This window comes from Halomonas sp. AOP22-C1-8, assembly GCF_052378905.1.
Lineage (GTDB): Bacteria > Pseudomonadota > Gammaproteobacteria > Pseudomonadales > Halomonadaceae > Vreelandella > Vreelandella citrativorans.
Genome location: NZ_JBQSYD010000004.1, coordinates 115,462 through 133,658, shown reverse-complemented (window position 1 = coordinate 133,658; position 18,197 = coordinate 115,462). Strand labels below are relative to the sequence as shown.

Here is an 18,197-nt window from a genome sequence, read left to right as displayed (position 1 = left end):
AGCCAGGGCCCGGGGCGTTTTGGCGGCTAGAACGCTTAGTAAGCGGCTTCTGGCTCGTAGTACTCTTCTACATTGTCGAGGGTGATCAGGTCAGCGTTAAGGATGAGCCGTGAAGGTACGCCGTGGTACATATCGCCCAGATGCTCGCCTTTCACGCCGTGTACCGCTAGCGCCATGGCAGAGGCAATCATGTTCGGCGGATAGGTAACGGTGCCTTTAACCATCGGGTGCTCGTCACGGATCATTTCAATCACGCGCTGAGAACCGCCACCGCCCACAATCAGTTGGATATCGTCGCGGTTGTTTTCATCAACCGCCTGAAGCGCCGAGATCAATACGTCATCGTCACCCGCCCAAATGGCATCTACTTCCGGGTTACTGCCCAGCAGGTCTTCCGTTACGCTAAGCGCCTGCTGTGGGTTCCAGTTGGTCGTTTGAGAGGCCAGGATATTGATGTTGGGGTAGTTTTCCATCACCCGGTTAAAGGCATCGACACGCTGGCTGTTGATGGGGATGGGCGGGCCTTCCAGCACCAGAATATTGCCCTCGCCGCCCAACTCTTCAGCGATATAACGCGCGGCGTGCTCGCCTAAGCCTGGGTTATCGCCCGCAATAAAGACGTTTTGCGCAGGCGTTTCAAGCTCGCGGTCCACCACAACGGTATAGATGCCTTCATCGTAGGCTTCAGAAATAACCGCCTGAAGCGTTGCCGGGTCGTGGGGAAGAATGACCAGCGCATCCAGGTTGCGGATCATCAAATCTTCCACGTTAGAGACCTGGGCCGTGCCGGAGTTGGCGGAAAGTACCGTAAAACTGACATCCGGATACTCCTCACTTAGGTCGTTGGCGGCTTGCTGTGCCCACCATAAAAGGCCTGCGGTCCAGCCATGGTCAGCGGACGGCACGGTGACGCCAATATGGTAGTCATCGGCCAGCGCCAGGCTGGACGTACTCGCTATGGCCGTTGCCAGCGCGACAGTCTTGAAAAGGCGTGATAGTGTCATTGTTATTGCTCCCTTTCTAACGTACATCGTGGATGGGCGAGCCAACCCCGCCCAGTGTGATCGTCGGCCCTGTTTGGGCATAGCGACCGAAAAGACCGTTTTTAACGTCCGCTTTTACAAGTCAGGCACGCTTGTACTGCAGCAGTACCGCCAGCAAAATGACGCCGCCCTTGACCAGCCCCTGCAAATAAGGGGAAACGCCGGTCAGGTTAAGCATATTGTTGATAATGCCTAGAATCAGCGCGCCGATGACCGTGCCCCATATCGAGCCGCGCCCACCGGAAAGCGCCGTGCCTCCTATGACAACGGCGGCAATAGCATCCAACTCATAAAAGTAGCCCGCATCACTCGGGCTTACCGAGTTGAGCCGCGAGGTCAGCATGATGGCCGAAAGCCCCACGCAAATGCCCGCAATCACAAAGGTGGAGAGCACAATGCGCTCAACCCGGATGCCCGAATAGCGTGCTACCTGAGGATTAGCGCCCACCGCGCACACATGCCGCCCGTAAGGGGTATGAAACAGCAACACATGAGCGATGATCGCCAAACCAAAGAACACGATCACCGGAACCGGAATGCCCAGCAAAAAGCCGCCGCCCACGCTTGAGAAGTGCGGATTGGGGGTAGAAACCACTGCTGCATCGGTGAAGTAGAGCGCCAGCGAACGAAAAATCGACATACTGGCAAGCGTTACCACAAAGGCCGCTATGCGCCCTCGGGTGACTAACAGGCCGTTGAATAGCCCTAACAACCCGCCCGCAGCGATAGCGGCCAACAGGCCGAGAAGCACCGCCTGAATGGGGTCACTAATGCTATTGACGATATACAGGATAACCACGCCCACCAGCGCCACCATCGACCCCACCGACAGATCGATCCCGCCGGCGATAATCACAAAGGTCATGCCGATAGCGATAATGCCGGTATAGGAGACCTGGCGCATTACGTTGGAAATATTGCGCGTATTAAGAAAATATTCGCTGGCGATGGACGACACCACGAACAGCAAAATCAGCGCCACCAGCGGGGCCAGAATCGTCGCGTTAAGGGGCAGCCTGCGCAGACCTTGGCGTGCAACGCTCCCCATTGACTTGGTATTAGGCGGTTGAGCCATCTTTATTCCCCACTTGTTCACGGTTGGCGTGCTGCCGTGCGCCAGCGGCATACAGCATTATTTGTTCTTCGTTGATATCGTCACCGTTAAGCTCAACGGCTATTTGCCCCTCACGAATCACTAACACCCGATCCGCAATACCAATGACCTCTTCAAGCTCAGAGGAGATCACGACAACAGCTTTATTTTGTTCGGTAAAGTCGCGAATCAACCGGTAAATCTGCTGTTTAGCGCTGATGTCGATGCCGCGGGTGGGCTCATCGAGCATCAGGATCTCGGGCTCGATATCGAGTAGCTTCGAGAAGTAAACCTTCTGTTGGTTACCACCGCTCAACAGGCTCACCGGCGCCGCGAGGTTGGATGCCTTGATGGCCAAGCGCTGCTGGTAATGTTCAGCTTGACGCCGTTCAGCGCGATGCTTGATAAACCCGCGCACATAGCGTTTCAGGCTAAGGGCGGTAATGTTCTGCATGACGTTAAACGAGAGAATCAGCCCCTTGCCCTGGCGGTCTTCCGACAGATACGCCAAGCCGTGGGCGTGGGCTTCGTTGGGCGAACGAAGATCAACAAGCTCGCCATCGATTAATATTTCGCCCTGCTCTTTGCGGTGCAGCCCCATGATAGTTTCAGCAATTTCGGTGCGCCCCGCACCTACCAGCCCGGCAAGTCCCAACACTTCGCCACGGCGTACTTCAAGGTTGATGTCCTTGAGCTTGCCCTTGAGGCTCAAGCCCCGCACCCACAGCGCGGGCGGCGTGTTATCAGCACGTTGCGCAAGCTTCTCAGGGTAAATTTGTGACAGCTCACGCCCGACCATTTTGCGCGCCATGTCCTCTTCATTAAGCGTCGCGGTCTCGCACAGCTCTACCTGCTGGCCGTCGCGTAAAATCAGCAGCCGATCACAGAGATCTTTGACCTCTTTTAGCTTGTGAGAAATAAACAGAATCGTGACGCCCTTGGCGACCAGCGCACGCACCACGTTAAACAGCACCGCGACTTCGCGGTCGGTCAGCACCGTGGTGGGCTCGTCCAGAATCAGCAGACGCGCGTCGTTAACCAGCACCCTGGCCACTTCTACCATCTGCTTTTGGGCAACGCTTAGCCGCTCGATGGGAAGCTCAGGGTCCAGGTCCACTTCAAGCGAGCTGAGCAGCTCTTGGGTTCGCTTACGCATACCAGCGTGGTCAAGAAAACCATGACGGCGTACTTCCTGGCCGAGAAAGACATTTTCGTAAACACGCAGCGTGGGGATTAAATTGAATTCCTGGGGGATCATCGCCACGCCGTGAGAACGCGCCGTAATCGGGTCCAATGCGCTGAATATCTGGCCATTCAGGTGAATCGTACCCACCGTTGGCGTGTAAATACCGCTGATGATCTTTAACAGCGTGGATTTTCCGGCGCCATTTTCCCCCAGAATACCCAGCACTTCGCCCGGCATAACGGAAAGGGAAATATCATTCAGTACTTGAACGGGGCCGAAGGCTTTACCGATCCCTTCAAGCGTTAAAATAGGCTCACTCATGGGGCGCCCCCGGAAACGTCCGGCGCTTTACTCAGATGCAGCGGCGTCCAGCCACCCTCCGCCTGGTGTGAGGTAATCGCCGCGGCAATAAAGCGCATGCCATCCACACCGTCTTCAATGCCGGGCAGCCAAGTGGGATACTCACCAGCCGCGTGACCATCGGCCAATGCCTGATACAGGTTGGCAAAGGCTTCAATGTAGCCTTCCGGATGCCCGCCCGGCACGCGAACGCCTTGAGCGATATTCGCACTTAGCCAGTCATCGCGCCGCGTTAAGCGCTGGCTTGGCCCATTAAGCGGTTTCAGCCACAGCTCGTTGGGCTGCTCCTGAGCCCATTGCAGGCTGGCCTTCTCGCCGATGACGCGAATGGTTAGCGCGTTTTCATAACCAGCGGCCGTCTGGCTTGCCCACAGCATGCCTCGCGCACCGCCATCGAAACGCAACAACGCCTGAACGTTATCGTCCAACGCCCGCCCCGGCACGGCTGTCACCAACTCAGCGCTGACCTCACTGACGCGCTGGCCGCTAATAAACTGGGCCAGCTGAAACGCATGCACGCCGATATCTCCCAAACAACCCGCCGCTCCCGCCTGGGTGGGGTCTAAACGCCAGGCGGCTTGACGGTTATCGGCTTTCGGGGGTTCGCTTAACCACTCCTGAATATATTCGACCTGCACATGGCGAAGCTGCCCCAGCGCGCCCTGGGCAATCAGTTCACGGGCATGCTGAACCAGTGGGTAACCCGCATAGTTGTGCATTAATACAAAGTGGCGAGCGCTTTTCTCAGCCGCTTGCGCCAGCTGCTCGGCTTCCTCAACGCTGAGCGTCATGGGTTTTTCACACACCACGTGAAAGCCCGCTTCCAGGCTTGCCAGCGCCGCCGGGTAATGCAGATGGTTGGGCGTGACAATCGCCACAACCTGGGCGCCATCTTCACGAGCCGCTTCGCCTGCCAACAGTGCTGCGTAGTCGGCATAGCAGCGCTGCTCATCTATACCTAACTCGTTGGCGGTCGCCAGGTTGCGCGCGGCCTGGGATGAAAAAGCCCCGGCCACCAGCTCAAAGCGGTCGTCCAGGCGCGCCGCCATACGGTGCACACCGCCGATAAAGGCGCCCTGGCCGCCGCCTATCATGGCGAGGCGAAGTCTGCGTGGCGTGTTATTGATTATTGTCATGAAGTAATCCCTGAGCGTTAATTTAACCGAGGCCCAGCAGCGTGCGGTTGGCCTGGCGATCCGTTCCGGCATCGGCAAAATCATCAAACGCGCGGTCGGTCACCTGAATGATGTGCTCGTTCACGAACGTGACGCCTTCCGCCGCGCCCTGCTCAGGATGTTTGATCGCGCACTCCCACTCGATGACTGCCCAGCCATCAAAATCGTACTGCGCCAGTTTCGAGAACACCGCTTTGAAATCCACCTGCCCGTCGCCCAAGGAGCGAAAGCGGCCTGCCCGCTCGACCCAAGAAGTGTAGCCGCCGTAAACGCCCTGCTGGGCGGTAGGATGAAACTCGGCATCCTTGACATGAAACATGCGGATATAGGGGTGATAGCGGTCAAGAAAGGCAAGGTGATCAAGCTGCTGGAGCACCAAATGCGAAGGGTCATACAGCATGCAGCAGCGCGGGTGATGGTCCACTGCGGCTAAAAAACGCTCAAAGGTCGCGCCATCGTGCAGGTCTTCACCGGGATGTATCTCAAAACATAAGTCCACACCCGCCGCATCGAAGGCATCCAGAATAGGGCGCCAGCGTTTGGCAAGCTCGGCAAAACCATCTTCAACCAGCCCTGCGGGGCGCTGCGGCCAAGGGTAAAGAAACGGCCAAAGCAGCGAGCCGGAGAACGTGGCATGGGCCTTCAAACCCAGATTGGCGCTGGCCTGGGCAGCAAGCTTTAGCTGTTCGACAGCCCAGGCTTGGCGCGCGACCGGGTCGCCGTGCAGTTCAGCCGGGGCGAAGCCATCAAACAGGCTGTCATAAACCGGATGCACGGCCACCAATTGGCCCTGCAAATGCGTCGAAAGCTCGCAAATTTCCAAGTCATATTGCGCTAGAAGCGCCTGGACTTCCTGGCAATACGCTTGGCTTTCTGCTGCTCGCTCCAGATCAAAAAACCGCTTATCCAGCGTGGGCATTTGCAGCGCTTTAAAGCCCAGCTCCGATGCCCAGCGAGCAATATTCTCCAGGCTATCGAAAGGCGGCTCGTCACCAATGTACTGGGCTAGAAAGAGCGCGGGCCCTTTAAGGGTCTTCATCATCGACCTCATTTGTTTTGTTGTTTTAGCGTCAGCAATCAGTGCTGAAAGACACAATGTAATGGATTACATTTCAGCAGAGCAACGTACATCGGTCAAGCGCGTCAAAAAGGGGGTATAAAATGGATAACGCACTGCTGTAAAAGAGCTTTAAATCTTAAACCTCTCGGTAAGCGCTTATATTTTAGACTAAAGAATAAATAAAAAGAGGGAATAAATAGCCGCATAATTAACGCGCTAATAGTAAGGATGCGTTTAAATGTTGTGGTTAACACTGCCAGAGTTTCAATGTAAACATTTACATTTTTAGCATTAGCGCGCCAACATTGTATTTAATCGCCCACCTTTTAGGCACGTTTTTCAGGACCACCGTTCAATGCTTAACAATCAGGTAACGAGCAAACAGCCGCATAGCGTGCCAACGATTAAAGACGTGGCGAAAGCGGCGGGCTGTTCGACAGCGACCGTGTCACGCGCCTTGGCAACGCCTGAAAAAGTCAGCGATGCCACCCGAAAGCGGGTGAATCAGGCAATTGCTCAAGTGGGTTATTCGCCCAATATTGCCGCCCGCAATTTGCGCCGCGCGGAGTCCAAAACCATCGTGGCGCTCCTGCCGAATATTTCTAATCCGTTCTTCTCCGAAATTATTAGCGGCATGGAGGATGTTGCCCATCAGGCGGGTTACCAGATACTGATTGGCGACTGCGAACACGACCCAGCGCGCGCAGAGGCCTACTTTCGGCTGCTTTCCACCAATCAGGCCGATGGCATTGTGCTATTGACCTCCGAGATTCCCAAGGCGCTGGTCAAGCAAGCGGATAATCAAGCGGACTTTCCGTTGGTCATGGCGTGTGAATTTTTTAGCGATATCGACCTGCCGTTAATTGCTATCGACAACCATCAAGCCAGCTGTCAGGCGATTGATTACCTGGTGTCGCTCGGCCACCGACGTATTGCCACGCTTTCCGGCCCGGCGAACAACCCTATTTGCGAGGAGAGAAACCGCGGCTACCGCGATACGCTCGCGGCCCATCAATTGAGCAATGAAGCGCGTATTGCAGAGGGTAACTTTGGCTTTCGCTCCGGGTATCAGCAGGGGCTAGCACTGCTGGAGGGGAAAACGCGCCGCCCTACCGCAATTTTTTGTCATAGTGACGAAATGGCGGTTGGCGTGCTGAAAGCCGCCCGCCAGTTGGGCATAAGCGTGCCCGACCAGTTGTCGGTTGTCGGCTTTGATAATATCGGCCTGAGTGAATACTGCGACCCGGAACTGACGACCATTAGCCAGCCGCGCAATGAAATCGGCCAGCAAGCCATGCAGTTGCTGCTCCACCTTTTGCGCGGCGAGCAGCCCATTCGGCATCAAACGCTAAGCAGTCACTTGATCGTGCGTAAAAGCACCGGGCGGCTTAAAGGTAAACAGTGAAAGATAAACCGTAAAAAAGGCCCGGTATCAATCGCCTGACCCGGGCCTTTTTAGCGCAAGCGTGACTTACGCGTGTTACGCGGCGGGTAGCTGATCAAGCATACGGTCCAGCGTCATCGGATACTCGCGCACCCGCACTCCTGTCGCGTTATACATCGCGTTAGCGATCGCTGCCGCCACGCCACAGATGCCCAGCTCGCCCACGCCTTTGGCTTTCAAGGGAGTGGATGCAGCATCGGTGGTATCCAGGAAAATCACCTCCTGCTCGGGAATATCGGCGTGAACCGCCACCTCGTAACCTGCCAGATCATGGTTCACAAAGAATCCGCGCTCCAGGTCAGGACTCATGCCTTCCATCAAGGCTGCGCCTGCCCCCATGGTCATGCCTCCCAACACCTGGCTGCGCGCCGTGGTCGGGTTGAGGATACGCCCCGCATCGCATACCGAGAGCATGCGCCGAATGCGCGTTTCGCCGGTATGGGCGTGCACGGCCACCTCCACAAAGTGCGCAGCGAAGGTGGCAATCTGCATCTTGTCTTTAAAGTCGCCAAAATTGATCGAATCTTCGGCCACCAGCTCTTCACCTGCCGCGACATCCGCCAGCGCCAGGTCGGTGTTATCTGCCAGCACGCGGCCATTTTCAAAACGCGGTGCGTCTATCTCCAGCCGCTTGGCTATTTCAGATTGAAGCGCAACACAGGCGGCATACACCCCAGCCGTCGAGCTTGCCGCGCCAAACTGCCCGCCCGAACCTGAGGATGTCGGGTAGGCGCTGTTACCCAAGCGAACCTCTACTGCATCGATTTTTAGCCCCATGGTTTCCGCGGCGGTCTGGGCAATGATGGTATAGGAACCCGTGCCGATATCGGTCATATCGGTTTCTACCACCAGCCGCCCGCTCCGCAGGCGCACGCGTGCGCCGGATTTCAGAGTCGGCGCACCGCGGTAGGCACCCGCCACGCCATAGCCAATCAGCCACTGGCCTTGGCGTTTTTTACCCGGCGTTTGGCTACGCTCAGCCCAACCAAACTTCTCGGCGCCCTGGCGTAAGCACTCGACAAAGTGACGTTCGCTAAAGGGCTTAGAGGAATCTTCGGGGTCGACCTGGGTATCGTTAAGAATACGGAATTCGACCGGGTCCATACCCAGCTTTTCAGCCATTTCATCCATGGCGATTTCTAGCGCGGCCAAGCCTGAGGCCTCGCCAGGCGCACGCATATCCGCCGATTCGGGAAGCCCCATATCGATAGGCTGATGAGCCACGCGGCGATGTTCACCGGCATAGAAATGGCGAGTCTGATTGACCGGGTCTTCACCGCTGCCGCCGGGTAGCGTATGCGAGACCGCCGAGTGGTCAAAAACGGTGATATGGCCCTCAGCATCGGCGGCGATACGGAGTCGCTGGATAGTTGCCGAGCGGTGGGTGGTGTTGTTGAACATCAGTTGGCGTGGCAAGGCGAGCTTGACCGGGCGGCCCACCGCCCGTGAACCCAGCGCGGCAAGTACCGTATCCGCCCGCAGCCACAACTTACCGCCAAAGCCACCACCCACAAAGGGGCTCTCCAGCCGGATGGTATCGGGGTCGATACTGAACGTGGTCGCCAGCGCCTGACGCGTCCATTCGATCATCTGGTTCGAGGTCCACACCGTCATCTGGATGCCATCGGACCAGTCGACGATAGACGCGTGCGGCTCCATCATGGCGTGGCTCTGGGAAGCAGTACGGTAGACTTCGTCAAGGGTCACCACCGCGCCTTGAAAGGTGGCCTCCACATCGCCTACCTCGGCCTCCGGCTCGCCGGTGTTCTGAAGCCGCTCCCAGGCGCTTTCAAGATCAAACACGCCGGGCGTTTCTTCATAGCGCACCTCAATCAGGGAAGCCGCGCCACGTGCCTGCTCCAGCGTTTCTGCCACCACCACGGCAATCGCTTGGTGATAATGCTGGATGGTGTCACCGCCAAACAGCCGGGCGACATTGCTATCCGCGCGCTCCAGCGGCTCAATGTCCAAGGTGGTGACCACGTCTACTACGCCGGGGGCAGCACGCGCCGCAGAGGCATCCATATATGTCACGCGGCCGTTGGCGATGGTGGCACACAAGGGGTAACCCACCAGCTGATTGGCCACCACGTCATGGCGCTCATAGGCGTAGGGCGCCTGGCCGGTTACCTTAAGGATCCCATCGATTCGCGTATGGGGTTTGCCGATGATACGCGCGTGATCAAACAGGTTGTCGTCTGTCGCTTGATTGAAATCCATGGGTTACTCCTGCGCCAGCAGCGCGGCAAGCGTTCGTTCAGCCAGCGTTACCTTGAAGGCGTTGTCTTGCGTCGGGCGTGCGCCATCCAGTAGCCGCGCCATGACCGCTTGCGCCCCTTCCGGTAAGACTGCATCGGCCTCATCGCGCTGCCAGGGCCTAGGGGCTACCCCGCCCAGCGTGATACGTCCGGTGCCGTCAGGCTTCTGCATAAGCGCAACGGACACCAGTGCAAACGCATAGGAGGCGCGGTCGCGTACCTTGTAATACGCTTGGCGGCTTTCCACCGGCGGGGGGAGTAGCACGGCGGTAATCATCTCGCCCGGTTCCAGCGCCTTTTCCACATGAGGAGTGTCACCGGGCAGGCGATAAAACTCATCCAACGTCAGGCGCCGGGTTTCGCCATTAGGGGTTACCGTTTCGACATCAGCGTCCAGCGCACGCAGCGCAACGGCCATATCGGAAGGGTGCGTGGCAATGCACGCGTCTGAGGTGCCGATGACACCCAGCTGGCGCGTAACGGCGCCATCGCCAAGGGCGGCGCAGCCTGCCCCGGGCTTACGTTTATTGCAGGGCATGCCGGTATCGTAAAAATACGGGCAGCGGGTACGCTGTAGAAGATTGCCGCCGGTCGTCGCTTTGTTGCGCAACTGGCCTGAGGCACCCGAGACCAGCGCCCGGGTTAGCACGCTGTAGTCGCGGCGTATTCTTGCATCAGCCGCCAGCGCGTTATTGCGCACTATCGCCCCGATGCGCAAACCGCCGTCGCGGGTGGGCGTAATGTCGTTTAAGTCGGTGTGGGTGACATCAATCAAATGCGCCGGGGTTTCAATCTCATGCTTCATCAGGTCAAGCAGGTTAGTGCCGCCAGCAATAAACCTGGCGCCCGGCACGTGTGCAGCACGAGCGGCGGCTTGGGCGGGGTCACTTACGCGTTCATAAGAGAAGGATTTCATGCGCCCTCCTCCGCTGCCTGATGAATAGCGTCTAAAATATTGGCGTAAGCACCGCAGCGACAAAGATTGCCCGACATCCGCTCGCGAATTTCGCTATCCGTTATCTCGATGGGAGCGGTGAGGTCTTGCGTCACGTGACTGGGAATGCCTGCACGAATTTCTTCCAGCACGGCGCTTGCCGAACAAATCTGCCCCGGGGTGCAATAGCCGCACTGGAAAGCGTCATGCTCAACAAACGCCTGCTGCATGGGATCAAGCTGTTCGGCGTCGGCTTTTCCTTCAATAGTGACTATCTCATCGCCTTCGTGCATTACCGCAAGCGACAGGCAAGCGTTGATGCGCTCGCCGTTAACGGACACCGTACAGGCACCACACTGCCCCAGATCACAGCCTTTTTTGCTGCCGGTGAGCTTCAAATCCTCACGCAGGGCATCCAGCAGCGTAGTGCGGTTATCCAGCGTCAGCGTATGGTGTTTGCCATTAACGGTAAGGGATACGATGGTGCTATCGGTAGCTACGGCCTTGGATCGTCTTTCGACATTATTAGAAGAGTTCATGAACATGCCCTCCTTGTGCATTGCCATGGCGTATTGAATGCCACAAAGACTTCAGCATAGTCATAATCGTGGTAGGAGGCCCAATCCTCTGCCCTGATTGCGTCGTTGCGCTAGGCTAATATGCACAGTGATTGGATTGCACTCGCACGGCTGGCATGGATGCCGTTTGCCCACTATTGGAAGCGTTTGAATGCAACACTTGGATTTGCAGGTTATTGAGCAAGCACACGCATGGTGCGAGGAAGGCGAAACGGTGTGGCTATGTACCGTGCTGGCCACGTTTGGCTCATCGCCCCGCGCGCCCGGCTCGTGGATGGCGGTCAGGCAAGATGGCCAACATATCGGCTCGCTATCCGGGGGCTGTGTGGAGGAGAACTTTATCCAGCGCCTGAGTGAGCGCGCGTTTGATCGCCCCATTACGCTGGTGCGCTATGGCGACCCCGAAGCGGATCAAGGAACGAACATCTCCCTGCCCTGCGGCGGCATGCTCGAAGTGCTTATTGAGCGCCTGCCCGCCACACCAGACACGTTTGGACACCTGACCACGCTGCTCGCAGCACTTCAGGGCCAAGAACGCGTGCTGCGCAACGTGCATTTATCCAGCGGGGAGCGCTACTTTTCTGCCGAGACGGGATTAGGTCCCCGTGTGGTAAAGGACGTTGAGCAAGACATCGTTCAGATGCGCCTTGCTCCTGCCCGGCGGCTGATCATCGCGGGGATCTCAGCGATTTCAACGCCCTGCGCCAGCTTTGCCGTCACACTGGGGTTTGAAGTGATCGTCTGCGATCCGGACGAGACGGCTTGCCGAAATTTTGGCGTACCCGGCGTGGATGTGAAGGCGCTGCTGCCTTCGCAGTACATTGCCTCTGGCAACTGCCATGGCGCTACGGCCATTGTGGCGCTTACTCACGACCCACGCATTGATGATCTCGCCATGATGGAAGCCGTGCATACGCCCGCCTTCTATATTGGCGTGATGGGCTCACGGCGCTCTTCAGCCGCACGGGCCGAGCGGCTTACTCGCTCCGGCAGGCTGACAGAGGCCCAGGTTGAGCGCATCCACATGCCGATTGGCCTGGCACTGGGCAGCAAGACCCCCGCCGAAATTGCCTTGGCCGTCATGGCGGACATTGTGCGCGTTCAGCATGGAAAACCGCTTGATGAGCTCTAACCACGTTGTGGCCCTGATGATGGCCGCAGGCTACTCGCGCCGCTTTGGGCCTAGCGATAAACGCTGCGCACCTCTGCCAAATGGCCAAACGCTGCTGGCAACCTCGCTTGCCAACGCCCAAAGAGCGTTTACCCACCTGCGTGTGGCCGTGCGTGAAGAGGATGACCCAACGTTATTAGGACTTCCCCAAGACATGCCGCTGGTGCGCGTTCGCCAAGCGCACCTTGGCCTGGGGGCAAGCCTGACTGAAGCGGTGGGCGCCCTGGGTCGTGACCCCGGCCTGGATAACATGGGCGCCGTGGCAATTCTGCTCGGCGATATGCCCTATGTTGATCCAAAAACGCTGCTGACCCTGCAGCGCTTGGCCTGCCGAGACACCATCGTGCGACCCTGCTTTGAAGGCCAGCAGGGGCACCCGGTGATTTTCGGGCGGACAATGTGGCCCGCGCTTGAGAGGCTAAGCGGCAGTGACGGTGCCAAGGGTGTGATCCAGCAGTACGCCTCACGCCTGCGGGAATGCCCGGTCGCGGATGCGGGCATCTTGCGTGATATCGATGCGCCAGCGGATCTACCAGGGGCTGTTTAGTTAGAGGCTTGTTAAGGGCTTCTGATCACCGCTACCGCCAGCATCAGCCACCCGGCAATCAGCAGAGCGCCACCTATCGGCGTGACGATGCCTGCATTCAAACCGGCCATCGCCATGGCATAAAGCGAGCCGGAGAAGCCCACGATTCCCAAGCCCCACAGCGCAACTGGCCACTGCCAGCCCCTGAAACCGAACACACGCTGACCGACCAGTACCGCCATTATCGCCAGTGTGTGCCAGGCCTGGTAGCGCACGCCGGTTTCGGCCGCGTGCACCAACTCCGCCGATACTCGCGCGGCCAGACCATGAGCAGCATACGCGCCCACCATGACCGTGATAGCTCCAGAGAGCGCTACCAGGCACCAAATGATTCGTTCGCTACGTTGCATTACTGCTCCTTTCAAGGTGTTAGCGCGCCTGTGTAAGCACGCGTACGACTCGGCATACCTTGCGCCGCAGGAAACCGCTACAATAGAGGCACTTTTTGGTATTTCGCTAGGGTTAGCCCTAACTCTTATAGACCCTATGCCTCGATAGACGAGACGCCCTTATGCAAATTCAACTCAATGGCGAGCCTTACACGCTGGAAGCGGGCCTGACGGCTGCGGATCTAATCGATCAATTGGCGCTTACGGGTCGGCGGGTCGCGGTAGAGATCAACGAAGAGATTGTGCCACGCAGCCAGCTAGCCATCACTCCCTTGGCCGAGGATGACCAGGTCGAAGTGGTGCACGCCATTGGCGGTGGCTAGCCCGCAGCTCTCATGATCCTTCCACTGGCTACGCCCTATTTCTTGCGCTTTAACCAGGATTCGCTATGACACTTCAAAACGATGCGCCGTTTACTATCGCCGGACGTAATTTTAGTTCTCGCCTGCTGGTCGGCACCGGCAAATATAAAGACTTCAACGAGACCGGCGCGGCGATTGCCGAAAGTGGCGCCGAGATTGTTACCTTTGCCGTACGCCGTACCAATCTGGGCCAGGAAGCCGGACCCAACCTGCTCGACGTGATATCACCGTCGCGCTATACACTACTGCCCAACACGGCAGGCTGCTACACCGCCAAAGACGCCGTGCGCACTTGTCGCCTGGCCCGCGAACTGCTGGATGGCCACAAGTTGGTCAAACTGGAAGTACTGGGCGATGAGACCACGCTTTACCCCAATGTGGTCGAAACGTTAAAGGCCGCCGAAACACTCTTGGCCGATGGCTTTGACGTCATGGTGTACACCAGCGACGACCCCATTGTGGCACGTGAGCTTGAAGCCATGGGTTGCTGCGCCATCATGCCGCTGGGCTCGCTGATTGGCTCAGGTCACGGCATTCAGAACCCGCACAACGTGCGCCTGATTGTGGAACAAAGCAGCGTACCGGTGCTGGTGGATGCCGGTATCGGCACGGCATCCGACGCGGCCATGGCCATGGAGCTGGGTTGCGACGGTGTGCTGTTGAATACCGCCATTGCCCACGCTCGTGAACCGCTGCGTATGGCGCGCGCCATGAAGAGCGCCGTAGAAGCCGGGCGCGATGCTTTCCTGGCCGGGCGCATGCCGCGCCGCCAAACGGCAGACCCTTCATCACCTTTTGCTGGCCGCATTAACGGTTAAGAGATTTTATGACTGATATTAAAAATACCGACGAGTCCTCAACCGGGCCAGAAAGCGCTGAAGCGCCGCTGCATCGTCGCGGTATTAAAAGCTATGTAATCCGTGCCGGACGCATGACCCAGGCCCAAAACCGGGGCCTTGAAGATGTATGGCCGCGCTTTGGCCTAACGATTGATGATGGCCTGCAGGACCTGACCGCGCTGTTTGGCCGGGAAGCCCCCCGCGTGGTTGAAATCGGCTTTGGCATGGGCAACTCGCTTATCGAGCAGGCAGAAACCCACCCGGATACCGACTTTATCGGCATTGAAGTGCATTCACCGGGCGTCGGCAAGCTGCTTGATGAAGTAGACAAGCGCGGTCTAACCAACCTGCGCATCTACAAGGAAGACGCTTTGGCCGTGCTGGAAAAGTGCCTGCCGGAAGGCTCATTGACCACCGTGCAGCTGTTCTTCCCCGACCCCTGGCCGAAGAAAAAACACCACAAGCGACGCATTGTGCAGCCCGCATTTGTCGAGCTGATTCGCACCCGCCTGAAACCCGGCGGCACCTTCCACATGGCGACCGACTGGGAAGCCTATGCCGAGTGGATGGCCGAGGTAATGGAAGCCGCTCCCGGCTACGCGAACACAGCCAATGCCGACACGGCGCCCTATGTGCCCCGCCCCACCTTCCGCCCGCTAACCAAGTTTGAAGCCCGGGGCGAGAAGCTGGGCCACGGCGTGTGGGATTTGATTTACCAGCGCGAGGCGTAAAGCCACCGCCACTTTCAAGAAAAGGTCGTCAGCGTAAAGCTCTCGCTGACGGTCGCCTTGGCATACTAGGCACTTAGCGTTTCCGTCAGCAAAAGCGAAGATATATCACCAAGCAGGTTTAGGTTGTGCATTATCAGTAGAGGCTCGGTCAAAGCATATCTACCAACCATCACTAAGGCAGATACTTTATCTCAGGGTAATTTATCGCTAAACATTCACCATACGCCGCCCTCAGATCATACCAGAAATTTTTATAGCGATTGCCTAATATGAAAGCCAGTTATTTTGTCGGCTTTGTATTTAAAGATGTCAAAATACCCATTTTATTTAAACTCTCAATTTCCGTATATATCTCCTCACAGAAAGATTCAGCAATATTACTTAAAGGCTTATATTTAGATTTAAGCAACGCAATTTCCCATTCGATCGCTGGTTCCATTGGCTTAGCTATAACAGCCGTACCTTGTAGTAAAAGTTCGGCAATAGGATCAATCACTGCAACGCCTAACCCACGATCTACCAATGCGCACACCCCTCGCATATGGCGCATTTCAGCCGCAATATGTCTCTTGATGTCGACAGTTTGCATAATATAATCTACTCTGGCGCGCAGAGGACTATCTGCCATCAACTCCACAAAAACCTGATTTTGCAAACTCGCGATAGCCACAACGTCTTGCTTTGCAAGTGGATGTGTACGGTGCATGATGCAGCGGGCAGAGCAGCGTGCAAGACTACTGACTGTCGCGCCATAAGTATCGGCTTCAAGCGTTATACCTAATGCCATATCACAAGTATTGTTATCAATCATTCTAAGCAACTCTTGCAATCCCGCATCAATAACGCGAACACCTACATTCGGATGATTTTTTTTGAAGCGTTTAATCACATCGAGTAGAAAAGTGTCACAAAATATGGGTTGTGCAGCGACAACAACATTACCCAACTGATTATTAGATATAGCATCTGCATCTTTTTGCGTATTTCGAATACTAGCCATTAGCCTTAAAACAGATGCATGGTACAAAAATGCTTCTGATGTTGGCGAAAGCTGATTACGCGTACGTTTGAATAACGCAAAATCCAGTTCATCTTCTAGTCCAATTAATAGGCGGCTCACCATAGATTGGCTAATCCCCAAGGTGTCAGCTGCCGCTTTTGTCGTCCCATGTTTCATAAAAGCATCAAAGGCTTCAATTTCTTTAATTTTCATTTTTTGGCTCTCAATACCTTAACTGAATCAACTTCATGAAAAATCGCTGCTCCACTTGGCATGCTTGCAGCTTTCATAGACCAGTAGAACTAAATCGAATACTAAATTGAATTGTTGCAACAAATTGCATACTTGTCTATTTTAAGCGTGCTGGATTCAATAAATGCTGTTTACAAAGAACCTTAATAACAGCGATTCAATAACAGCTATGCAACTACTGTTGCGGAGATATGTATGAAACGCACCCTAAGCTTAGCGGCAGCAACGCTTCTCACCGCGTCCACCGCCTATGCACAGAGCTACCCCTCAGAGCCCGTTACCTTGGTCGTACCTTACGGCCCTGGCGGCGCCTCCGATCTCGCGGGCAGAGCATTAGCTGAATCTGCTCGTCAGTATTTAGGCGAGCCGGTTACGGTAGTTAACCAAGCTGGCGCGGGTGGAATGACCGGCGCACGTGATGTAACCCGCACTGATCCTGATGGCTATACGCTACTTCTTGCACGTGTGGGGATGGCGCTGTCACCGGCAGTAAATGAAAACAATAGCGTTCACTGGGATGAGTACACATTCCTTAGCCCACTTGAAGCAACGCCGATGATTCTTGCTGTGGCGGACGATTCCCCCTATGAGAGCGTTGAGGATCTATTAGAAGGTATTGCCAATAGCTCTGGTGCGATGAGCTATGCCGCTTCTGGCGCCACTGCAATTGATGGTTTTACCGTTCAATCGCTCTTGGCCGATGCAGAAATGGACCCGCTGACAGCAGCAACGCTAATCCCGTATCGCGGAGGCGGCGAACTAGCAACGGCTCTTTTAGGGGGGCATGTAGACTTTCTTGCCATCGCGGCTGCATCTCTGATGCCTCATATCGAGAGTGGCGATATGCGCCCGCTCATGGTTTTTTCACCTGAGCGTATGGAAACACTTCCCGAAGTACCTACAGCTGAAGAGCTGGGATATGAGCTAGCTGGGCAAGTAATTGGCTGGAGCGCGCTATACGGCCCCCCCAACTTACCCGAAGATGTAGTGAACAAGTGGGCCGAAGTAATGGAACAGGTGGCCGAGGATGAGTTATGGCTAAGCCGTGCTCAAGCCCGGGGTTCAATCTCCACTATCGGTAGTGTTGATATGGAAGCTTATGCCAAAGAACAGTATGAGTTTTATCACACCTTAGCGGAACAGTTTGGTTATTTGGACTGAATTAGCAATAAGCACATTGCTATTACTATTACATTATTGAATTGCTGGAGGGGTCATGGGTATAACGCGTGGTTTAGTTATTACAGTGCTGTTTAGTATCGTTCTGTTTTTGCTGATCCCAGCCTATGTACCCCGGCCCCGCTTTATTCCGGGCTTTGCACCACCACCTGATATGTGGCCACGAACGGTTTCCATGCTGGGAATGGCGCTAGGAATGCTGCTTGTCGGGCTATCGTTTTCCCGTAAAACCGAAGCACTCGCTGATCCTGAAGATGCCAGCGCCCTCCGGGGCGGCACACCCCTTGCCACGTTGCTCACTCGCTTCGCCTGGACAGTACTGGCTTTTGCGCTTTTTATCGGAGCAGTGTCGCTGTTAGGATTTTTGCTCTCGAGCATCCTGCTGTTAATGACGATGCTAATACTGACGGGGTATTGGCGCAAAAAAATAGTGGCAACCATCGTAGCCATCGTACTTCCACTACTTCTCTACCTGTTTTTCTCCAGCGCGCTCAATACGCGTTTCCCGGCTGGCAGCCTTTTAAGGGCTTTCGGAATTTAACTGTCGCGTACAGGAC

18 protein-coding genes are annotated in these 18,197 nt (G+C 56.1%); 8 read left to right on the top strand and 10 right to left on the bottom strand.

Going from position 1 to position 18,197, the window contains the following annotated elements:
• Positions 1 to 35: 35 nt before the first annotated feature.
• From ACT3TY_RS03780 to ACT3TY_RS03760, 5 genes are all read right to left on the bottom strand, one after another.
• Positions 36 to 1,004, bottom strand: a complete 969-nt coding sequence (locus ACT3TY_RS03780; protein ID WP_444627398.1) for a substrate-binding domain-containing protein — start codon at positions 1,002 to 1,004, stop codon at positions 36 to 38.
• A gap of 121 nt (positions 1,005 to 1,125) precedes the next feature.
• Positions 1,126 to 2,118, bottom strand: a complete 993-nt coding sequence (locus tag ACT3TY_RS03775) for an ABC transporter permease (protein WP_018916828.1) — start codon at positions 2,116 to 2,118, stop codon at positions 1,126 to 1,128.
• Positions 2,102 to 3,643 carry a sugar ABC transporter ATP-binding protein gene (locus ACT3TY_RS03770; RefSeq protein ID WP_193054028.1) on the bottom strand — a complete coding sequence of 514 codons (1,542 nt, stop codon included), beginning with the start codon at positions 3,641 to 3,643 and terminating at the stop codon, positions 2,102 to 2,104. Before ACT3TY_RS03770 ends, ACT3TY_RS03775 begins: the two co-directional genes overlap by 17 nt.
• Positions 3,640 to 4,818 (bottom strand): Gfo/Idh/MocA family protein, encoded by a 1,179-nt coding sequence (locus ACT3TY_RS03765; RefSeq protein WP_444627396.1) that lies wholly within the window; start codon positions 4,816 to 4,818, stop codon positions 3,640 to 3,642. The genes ACT3TY_RS03770 and ACT3TY_RS03765 overlap by 4 nt, the downstream gene beginning before the upstream one ends.
• Before the next feature lie 22 nt (positions 4,819 to 4,840).
• Positions 4,841 to 5,896: a sugar phosphate isomerase/epimerase family protein gene (locus tag ACT3TY_RS03760; protein WP_193054030.1), complete on the bottom strand. Its 1,056-nt coding sequence runs from the start codon at positions 5,894 to 5,896 to the stop codon at positions 4,841 to 4,843.
• 376 nt (positions 5,897 to 6,272) lie between these two features.
• Here ACT3TY_RS03760 and ACT3TY_RS03755 point away from each other — a divergent pair, with 376 nt between their 5' ends.
• Positions 6,273 to 7,322: a LacI family DNA-binding transcriptional regulator gene (locus ACT3TY_RS03755; RefSeq protein ID WP_444627394.1), complete on the top strand. Its 1,050-nt coding sequence runs from the start codon at positions 6,273 to 6,275 to the stop codon at positions 7,320 to 7,322.
• A 75-nt stretch (positions 7,323 to 7,397) separates the two neighbouring features.
• Here ACT3TY_RS03755 and paoC read toward each other — a convergent pair whose 3' ends face one another.
• Genes paoC through ACT3TY_RS03740 form a run of 3 tightly spaced genes read right to left on the bottom strand, consistent with a single transcriptional unit; the run spans position 7,398 to position 11,092 of the window.
• The gene (gene paoC / locus ACT3TY_RS03750; protein ID WP_444627393.1) at positions 7,398 to 9,581 is read right to left on the bottom strand and encodes an aldehyde oxidoreductase molybdenum-binding subunit PaoC; all 2,184 of its coding nucleotides are present in this window, start codon (positions 9,579 to 9,581) and stop codon (positions 7,398 to 7,400) included.
• Between the two features lie 3 nt (positions 9,582 to 9,584).
• Positions 9,585 to 10,535: an FAD binding domain-containing protein gene (locus ACT3TY_RS03745; protein ID WP_444627392.1), complete on the bottom strand. Its 951-nt coding sequence runs from the start codon at positions 10,533 to 10,535 to the stop codon at positions 9,585 to 9,587.
• Positions 10,532 to 11,092, bottom strand: a complete 561-nt coding sequence (locus tag ACT3TY_RS03740) for a 2Fe-2S iron-sulfur cluster-binding protein (protein ID WP_172116869.1) — start codon at positions 11,090 to 11,092, stop codon at positions 10,532 to 10,534. The genes ACT3TY_RS03745 and ACT3TY_RS03740 overlap by 4 nt, the downstream gene beginning before the upstream one ends.
• Positions 11,093 to 11,282: 190 nt before the next feature.
• On the opposite strand from ACT3TY_RS03740, the gene ACT3TY_RS03735 reads away from it, so the two are divergent.
• On the top strand, positions 11,283 to 12,263 hold the full coding sequence (locus ACT3TY_RS03735) for an XdhC family protein (protein ID WP_172116868.1): 981 nt from the start codon (positions 11,283 to 11,285) through the stop codon (positions 12,261 to 12,263).
• Positions 12,253 to 12,849, top strand: a complete 597-nt coding sequence (locus ACT3TY_RS03730) for a nucleotidyltransferase family protein (protein ID WP_444627390.1) — start codon at positions 12,253 to 12,255, stop codon at positions 12,847 to 12,849. The genes ACT3TY_RS03735 and ACT3TY_RS03730 overlap by 11 nt, the downstream gene beginning before the upstream one ends.
• Before the next feature lie 11 nt (positions 12,850 to 12,860).
• On the opposite strand, the gene ACT3TY_RS03725 is transcribed toward ACT3TY_RS03730, so the two are convergent.
• Positions 12,861 to 13,238 carry a DUF423 domain-containing protein gene (locus ACT3TY_RS03725; protein WP_444627389.1) on the bottom strand — a complete coding sequence of 126 codons (378 nt, stop codon included), beginning with the start codon at positions 13,236 to 13,238 and terminating at the stop codon, positions 12,861 to 12,863.
• 161 nt (positions 13,239 to 13,399) lie between these two features.
• Between ACT3TY_RS03725 and thiS the strand changes: the two genes are divergently transcribed.
• The 3 genes from thiS to trmB all read left to right on the top strand — a co-directional run bounded on the left by thiS (position 13,400) and on the right by trmB (position 15,209).
• Positions 13,400 to 13,600 carry a sulfur carrier protein ThiS gene (gene thiS, locus ACT3TY_RS03720; RefSeq protein WP_172116865.1) on the top strand — a complete coding sequence of 67 codons (201 nt, stop codon included), beginning with the start codon at positions 13,400 to 13,402 and terminating at the stop codon, positions 13,598 to 13,600.
• Between the two features lie 65 nt (positions 13,601 to 13,665).
• Positions 13,666 to 14,457, top strand: coding sequence for a thiazole synthase (locus tag ACT3TY_RS03715; RefSeq protein ID WP_444627388.1), 792 nt, complete (start codon positions 13,666 to 13,668; stop codon positions 14,455 to 14,457).
• Between the two features lie 8 nt (positions 14,458 to 14,465).
• Positions 14,466 to 15,209: a tRNA (guanosine(46)-N7)-methyltransferase TrmB gene (trmB, locus tag ACT3TY_RS03710; RefSeq protein ID WP_444627386.1), complete on the top strand. Its 744-nt coding sequence runs from the start codon at positions 14,466 to 14,468 to the stop codon at positions 15,207 to 15,209.
• Between the two features lie 280 nt (positions 15,210 to 15,489).
• Here the strand turns inward: trmB and ACT3TY_RS03705 are convergent, their stop codons facing one another.
• Positions 15,490 to 16,422, bottom strand: a complete 933-nt coding sequence (locus ACT3TY_RS03705; protein WP_444627384.1) for a LysR family transcriptional regulator — start codon at positions 16,420 to 16,422, stop codon at positions 15,490 to 15,492.
• A gap of 234 nt (positions 16,423 to 16,656) precedes the next feature.
• Between ACT3TY_RS03705 and ACT3TY_RS03700 the strand changes: the two genes are divergently transcribed.
• Both ACT3TY_RS03700 and ACT3TY_RS03695 read left to right on the top strand, forming a co-directional pair.
• Positions 16,657 to 17,622, top strand: a complete 966-nt coding sequence (locus ACT3TY_RS03700) for a Bug family tripartite tricarboxylate transporter substrate binding protein (RefSeq protein WP_444627383.1) — start codon at positions 16,657 to 16,659, stop codon at positions 17,620 to 17,622.
• Positions 17,623 to 17,677: 55 nt separating this feature from the next.
• A complete protein-coding gene (locus tag ACT3TY_RS03695; RefSeq protein ID WP_444627382.1) occupies positions 17,678 to 18,181 on the top strand; it encodes a tripartite tricarboxylate transporter TctB family protein in 504 nt (167 codons plus the stop codon).
• Positions 18,182 to 18,197 lie beyond the last annotated feature (16 nt).

What these genes read in the sequence shown, in the direction of transcription:
- trmB (WP_444627386.1), top strand. Translation starts at nt 14,466, where the DNA reads ATGACTGATATTAAAAATACCGACGAGTCCTCAACCGGGCCAGAAAGC.
- ACT3TY_RS03745 (WP_444627392.1), bottom strand. Translation starts at nt 10,535, where the DNA reads ATGAAATCCTTCTCTTATGAACGCGTAAGTGACCCCGCCCAAGCCGCC.
- ACT3TY_RS03725 (WP_444627389.1), bottom strand. Translation starts at nt 13,238, where the DNA reads ATGCAACGTAGCGAACGAATCATTTGGTGCCTGGTAGCGCTCTCTGGA.
- ACT3TY_RS03780 (WP_444627398.1), bottom strand. Translation starts at nt 1,004, where the DNA reads ATGACACTATCACGCCTTTTCAAGACTGTCGCGCTGGCAACGGCCATA.
- thiS (WP_172116865.1), top strand. Translation starts at nt 13,400, where the DNA reads ATGCAAATTCAACTCAATGGCGAGCCTTACACGCTGGAAGCGGGCCTG.
- ACT3TY_RS03695 (WP_444627382.1), top strand. Translation starts at nt 17,678, where the DNA reads ATGGGTATAACGCGTGGTTTAGTTATTACAGTGCTGTTTAGTATCGTT.
- ACT3TY_RS03770 (WP_193054028.1), bottom strand. Translation starts at nt 3,643, where the DNA reads ATGAGTGAGCCTATTTTAACGCTTGAAGGGATCGGTAAAGCCTTCGGC.
- ACT3TY_RS03735 (WP_172116868.1), top strand. Translation starts at nt 11,283, where the DNA reads ATGCAACACTTGGATTTGCAGGTTATTGAGCAAGCACACGCATGGTGC.
- ACT3TY_RS03705 (WP_444627384.1), bottom strand. Translation starts at nt 16,422, where the DNA reads ATGAAAATTAAAGAAATTGAAGCCTTTGATGCTTTTATGAAACATGGG.
- ACT3TY_RS03760 (WP_193054030.1), bottom strand. Translation starts at nt 5,896, where the DNA reads ATGAAGACCCTTAAAGGGCCCGCGCTCTTTCTAGCCCAGTACATTGGT.
- ACT3TY_RS03730 (WP_444627390.1), top strand. Translation starts at nt 12,253, where the DNA reads ATGAGCTCTAACCACGTTGTGGCCCTGATGATGGCCGCAGGCTACTCG.
- paoC (WP_444627393.1), bottom strand. Translation starts at nt 9,581, where the DNA reads ATGGATTTCAATCAAGCGACAGACGACAACCTGTTTGATCACGCGCGT.
- ACT3TY_RS03740 (WP_172116869.1), bottom strand. Translation starts at nt 11,092, where the DNA reads ATGAACTCTTCTAATAATGTCGAAAGACGATCCAAGGCCGTAGCTACC.
- ACT3TY_RS03700 (WP_444627383.1), top strand. Translation starts at nt 16,657, where the DNA reads ATGAAACGCACCCTAAGCTTAGCGGCAGCAACGCTTCTCACCGCGTCC.
- ACT3TY_RS03715 (WP_444627388.1), top strand. Translation starts at nt 13,666, where the DNA reads ATGACACTTCAAAACGATGCGCCGTTTACTATCGCCGGACGTAATTTT.
- ACT3TY_RS03755 (WP_444627394.1), top strand. Translation starts at nt 6,273, where the DNA reads ATGCTTAACAATCAGGTAACGAGCAAACAGCCGCATAGCGTGCCAACG.
- ACT3TY_RS03775 (WP_018916828.1), bottom strand. Translation starts at nt 2,118, where the DNA reads ATGGCTCAACCGCCTAATACCAAGTCAATGGGGAGCGTTGCACGCCAA.
- ACT3TY_RS03765 (WP_444627396.1), bottom strand. Translation starts at nt 4,818, where the DNA reads ATGACAATAATCAATAACACGCCACGCAGACTTCGCCTCGCCATGATA.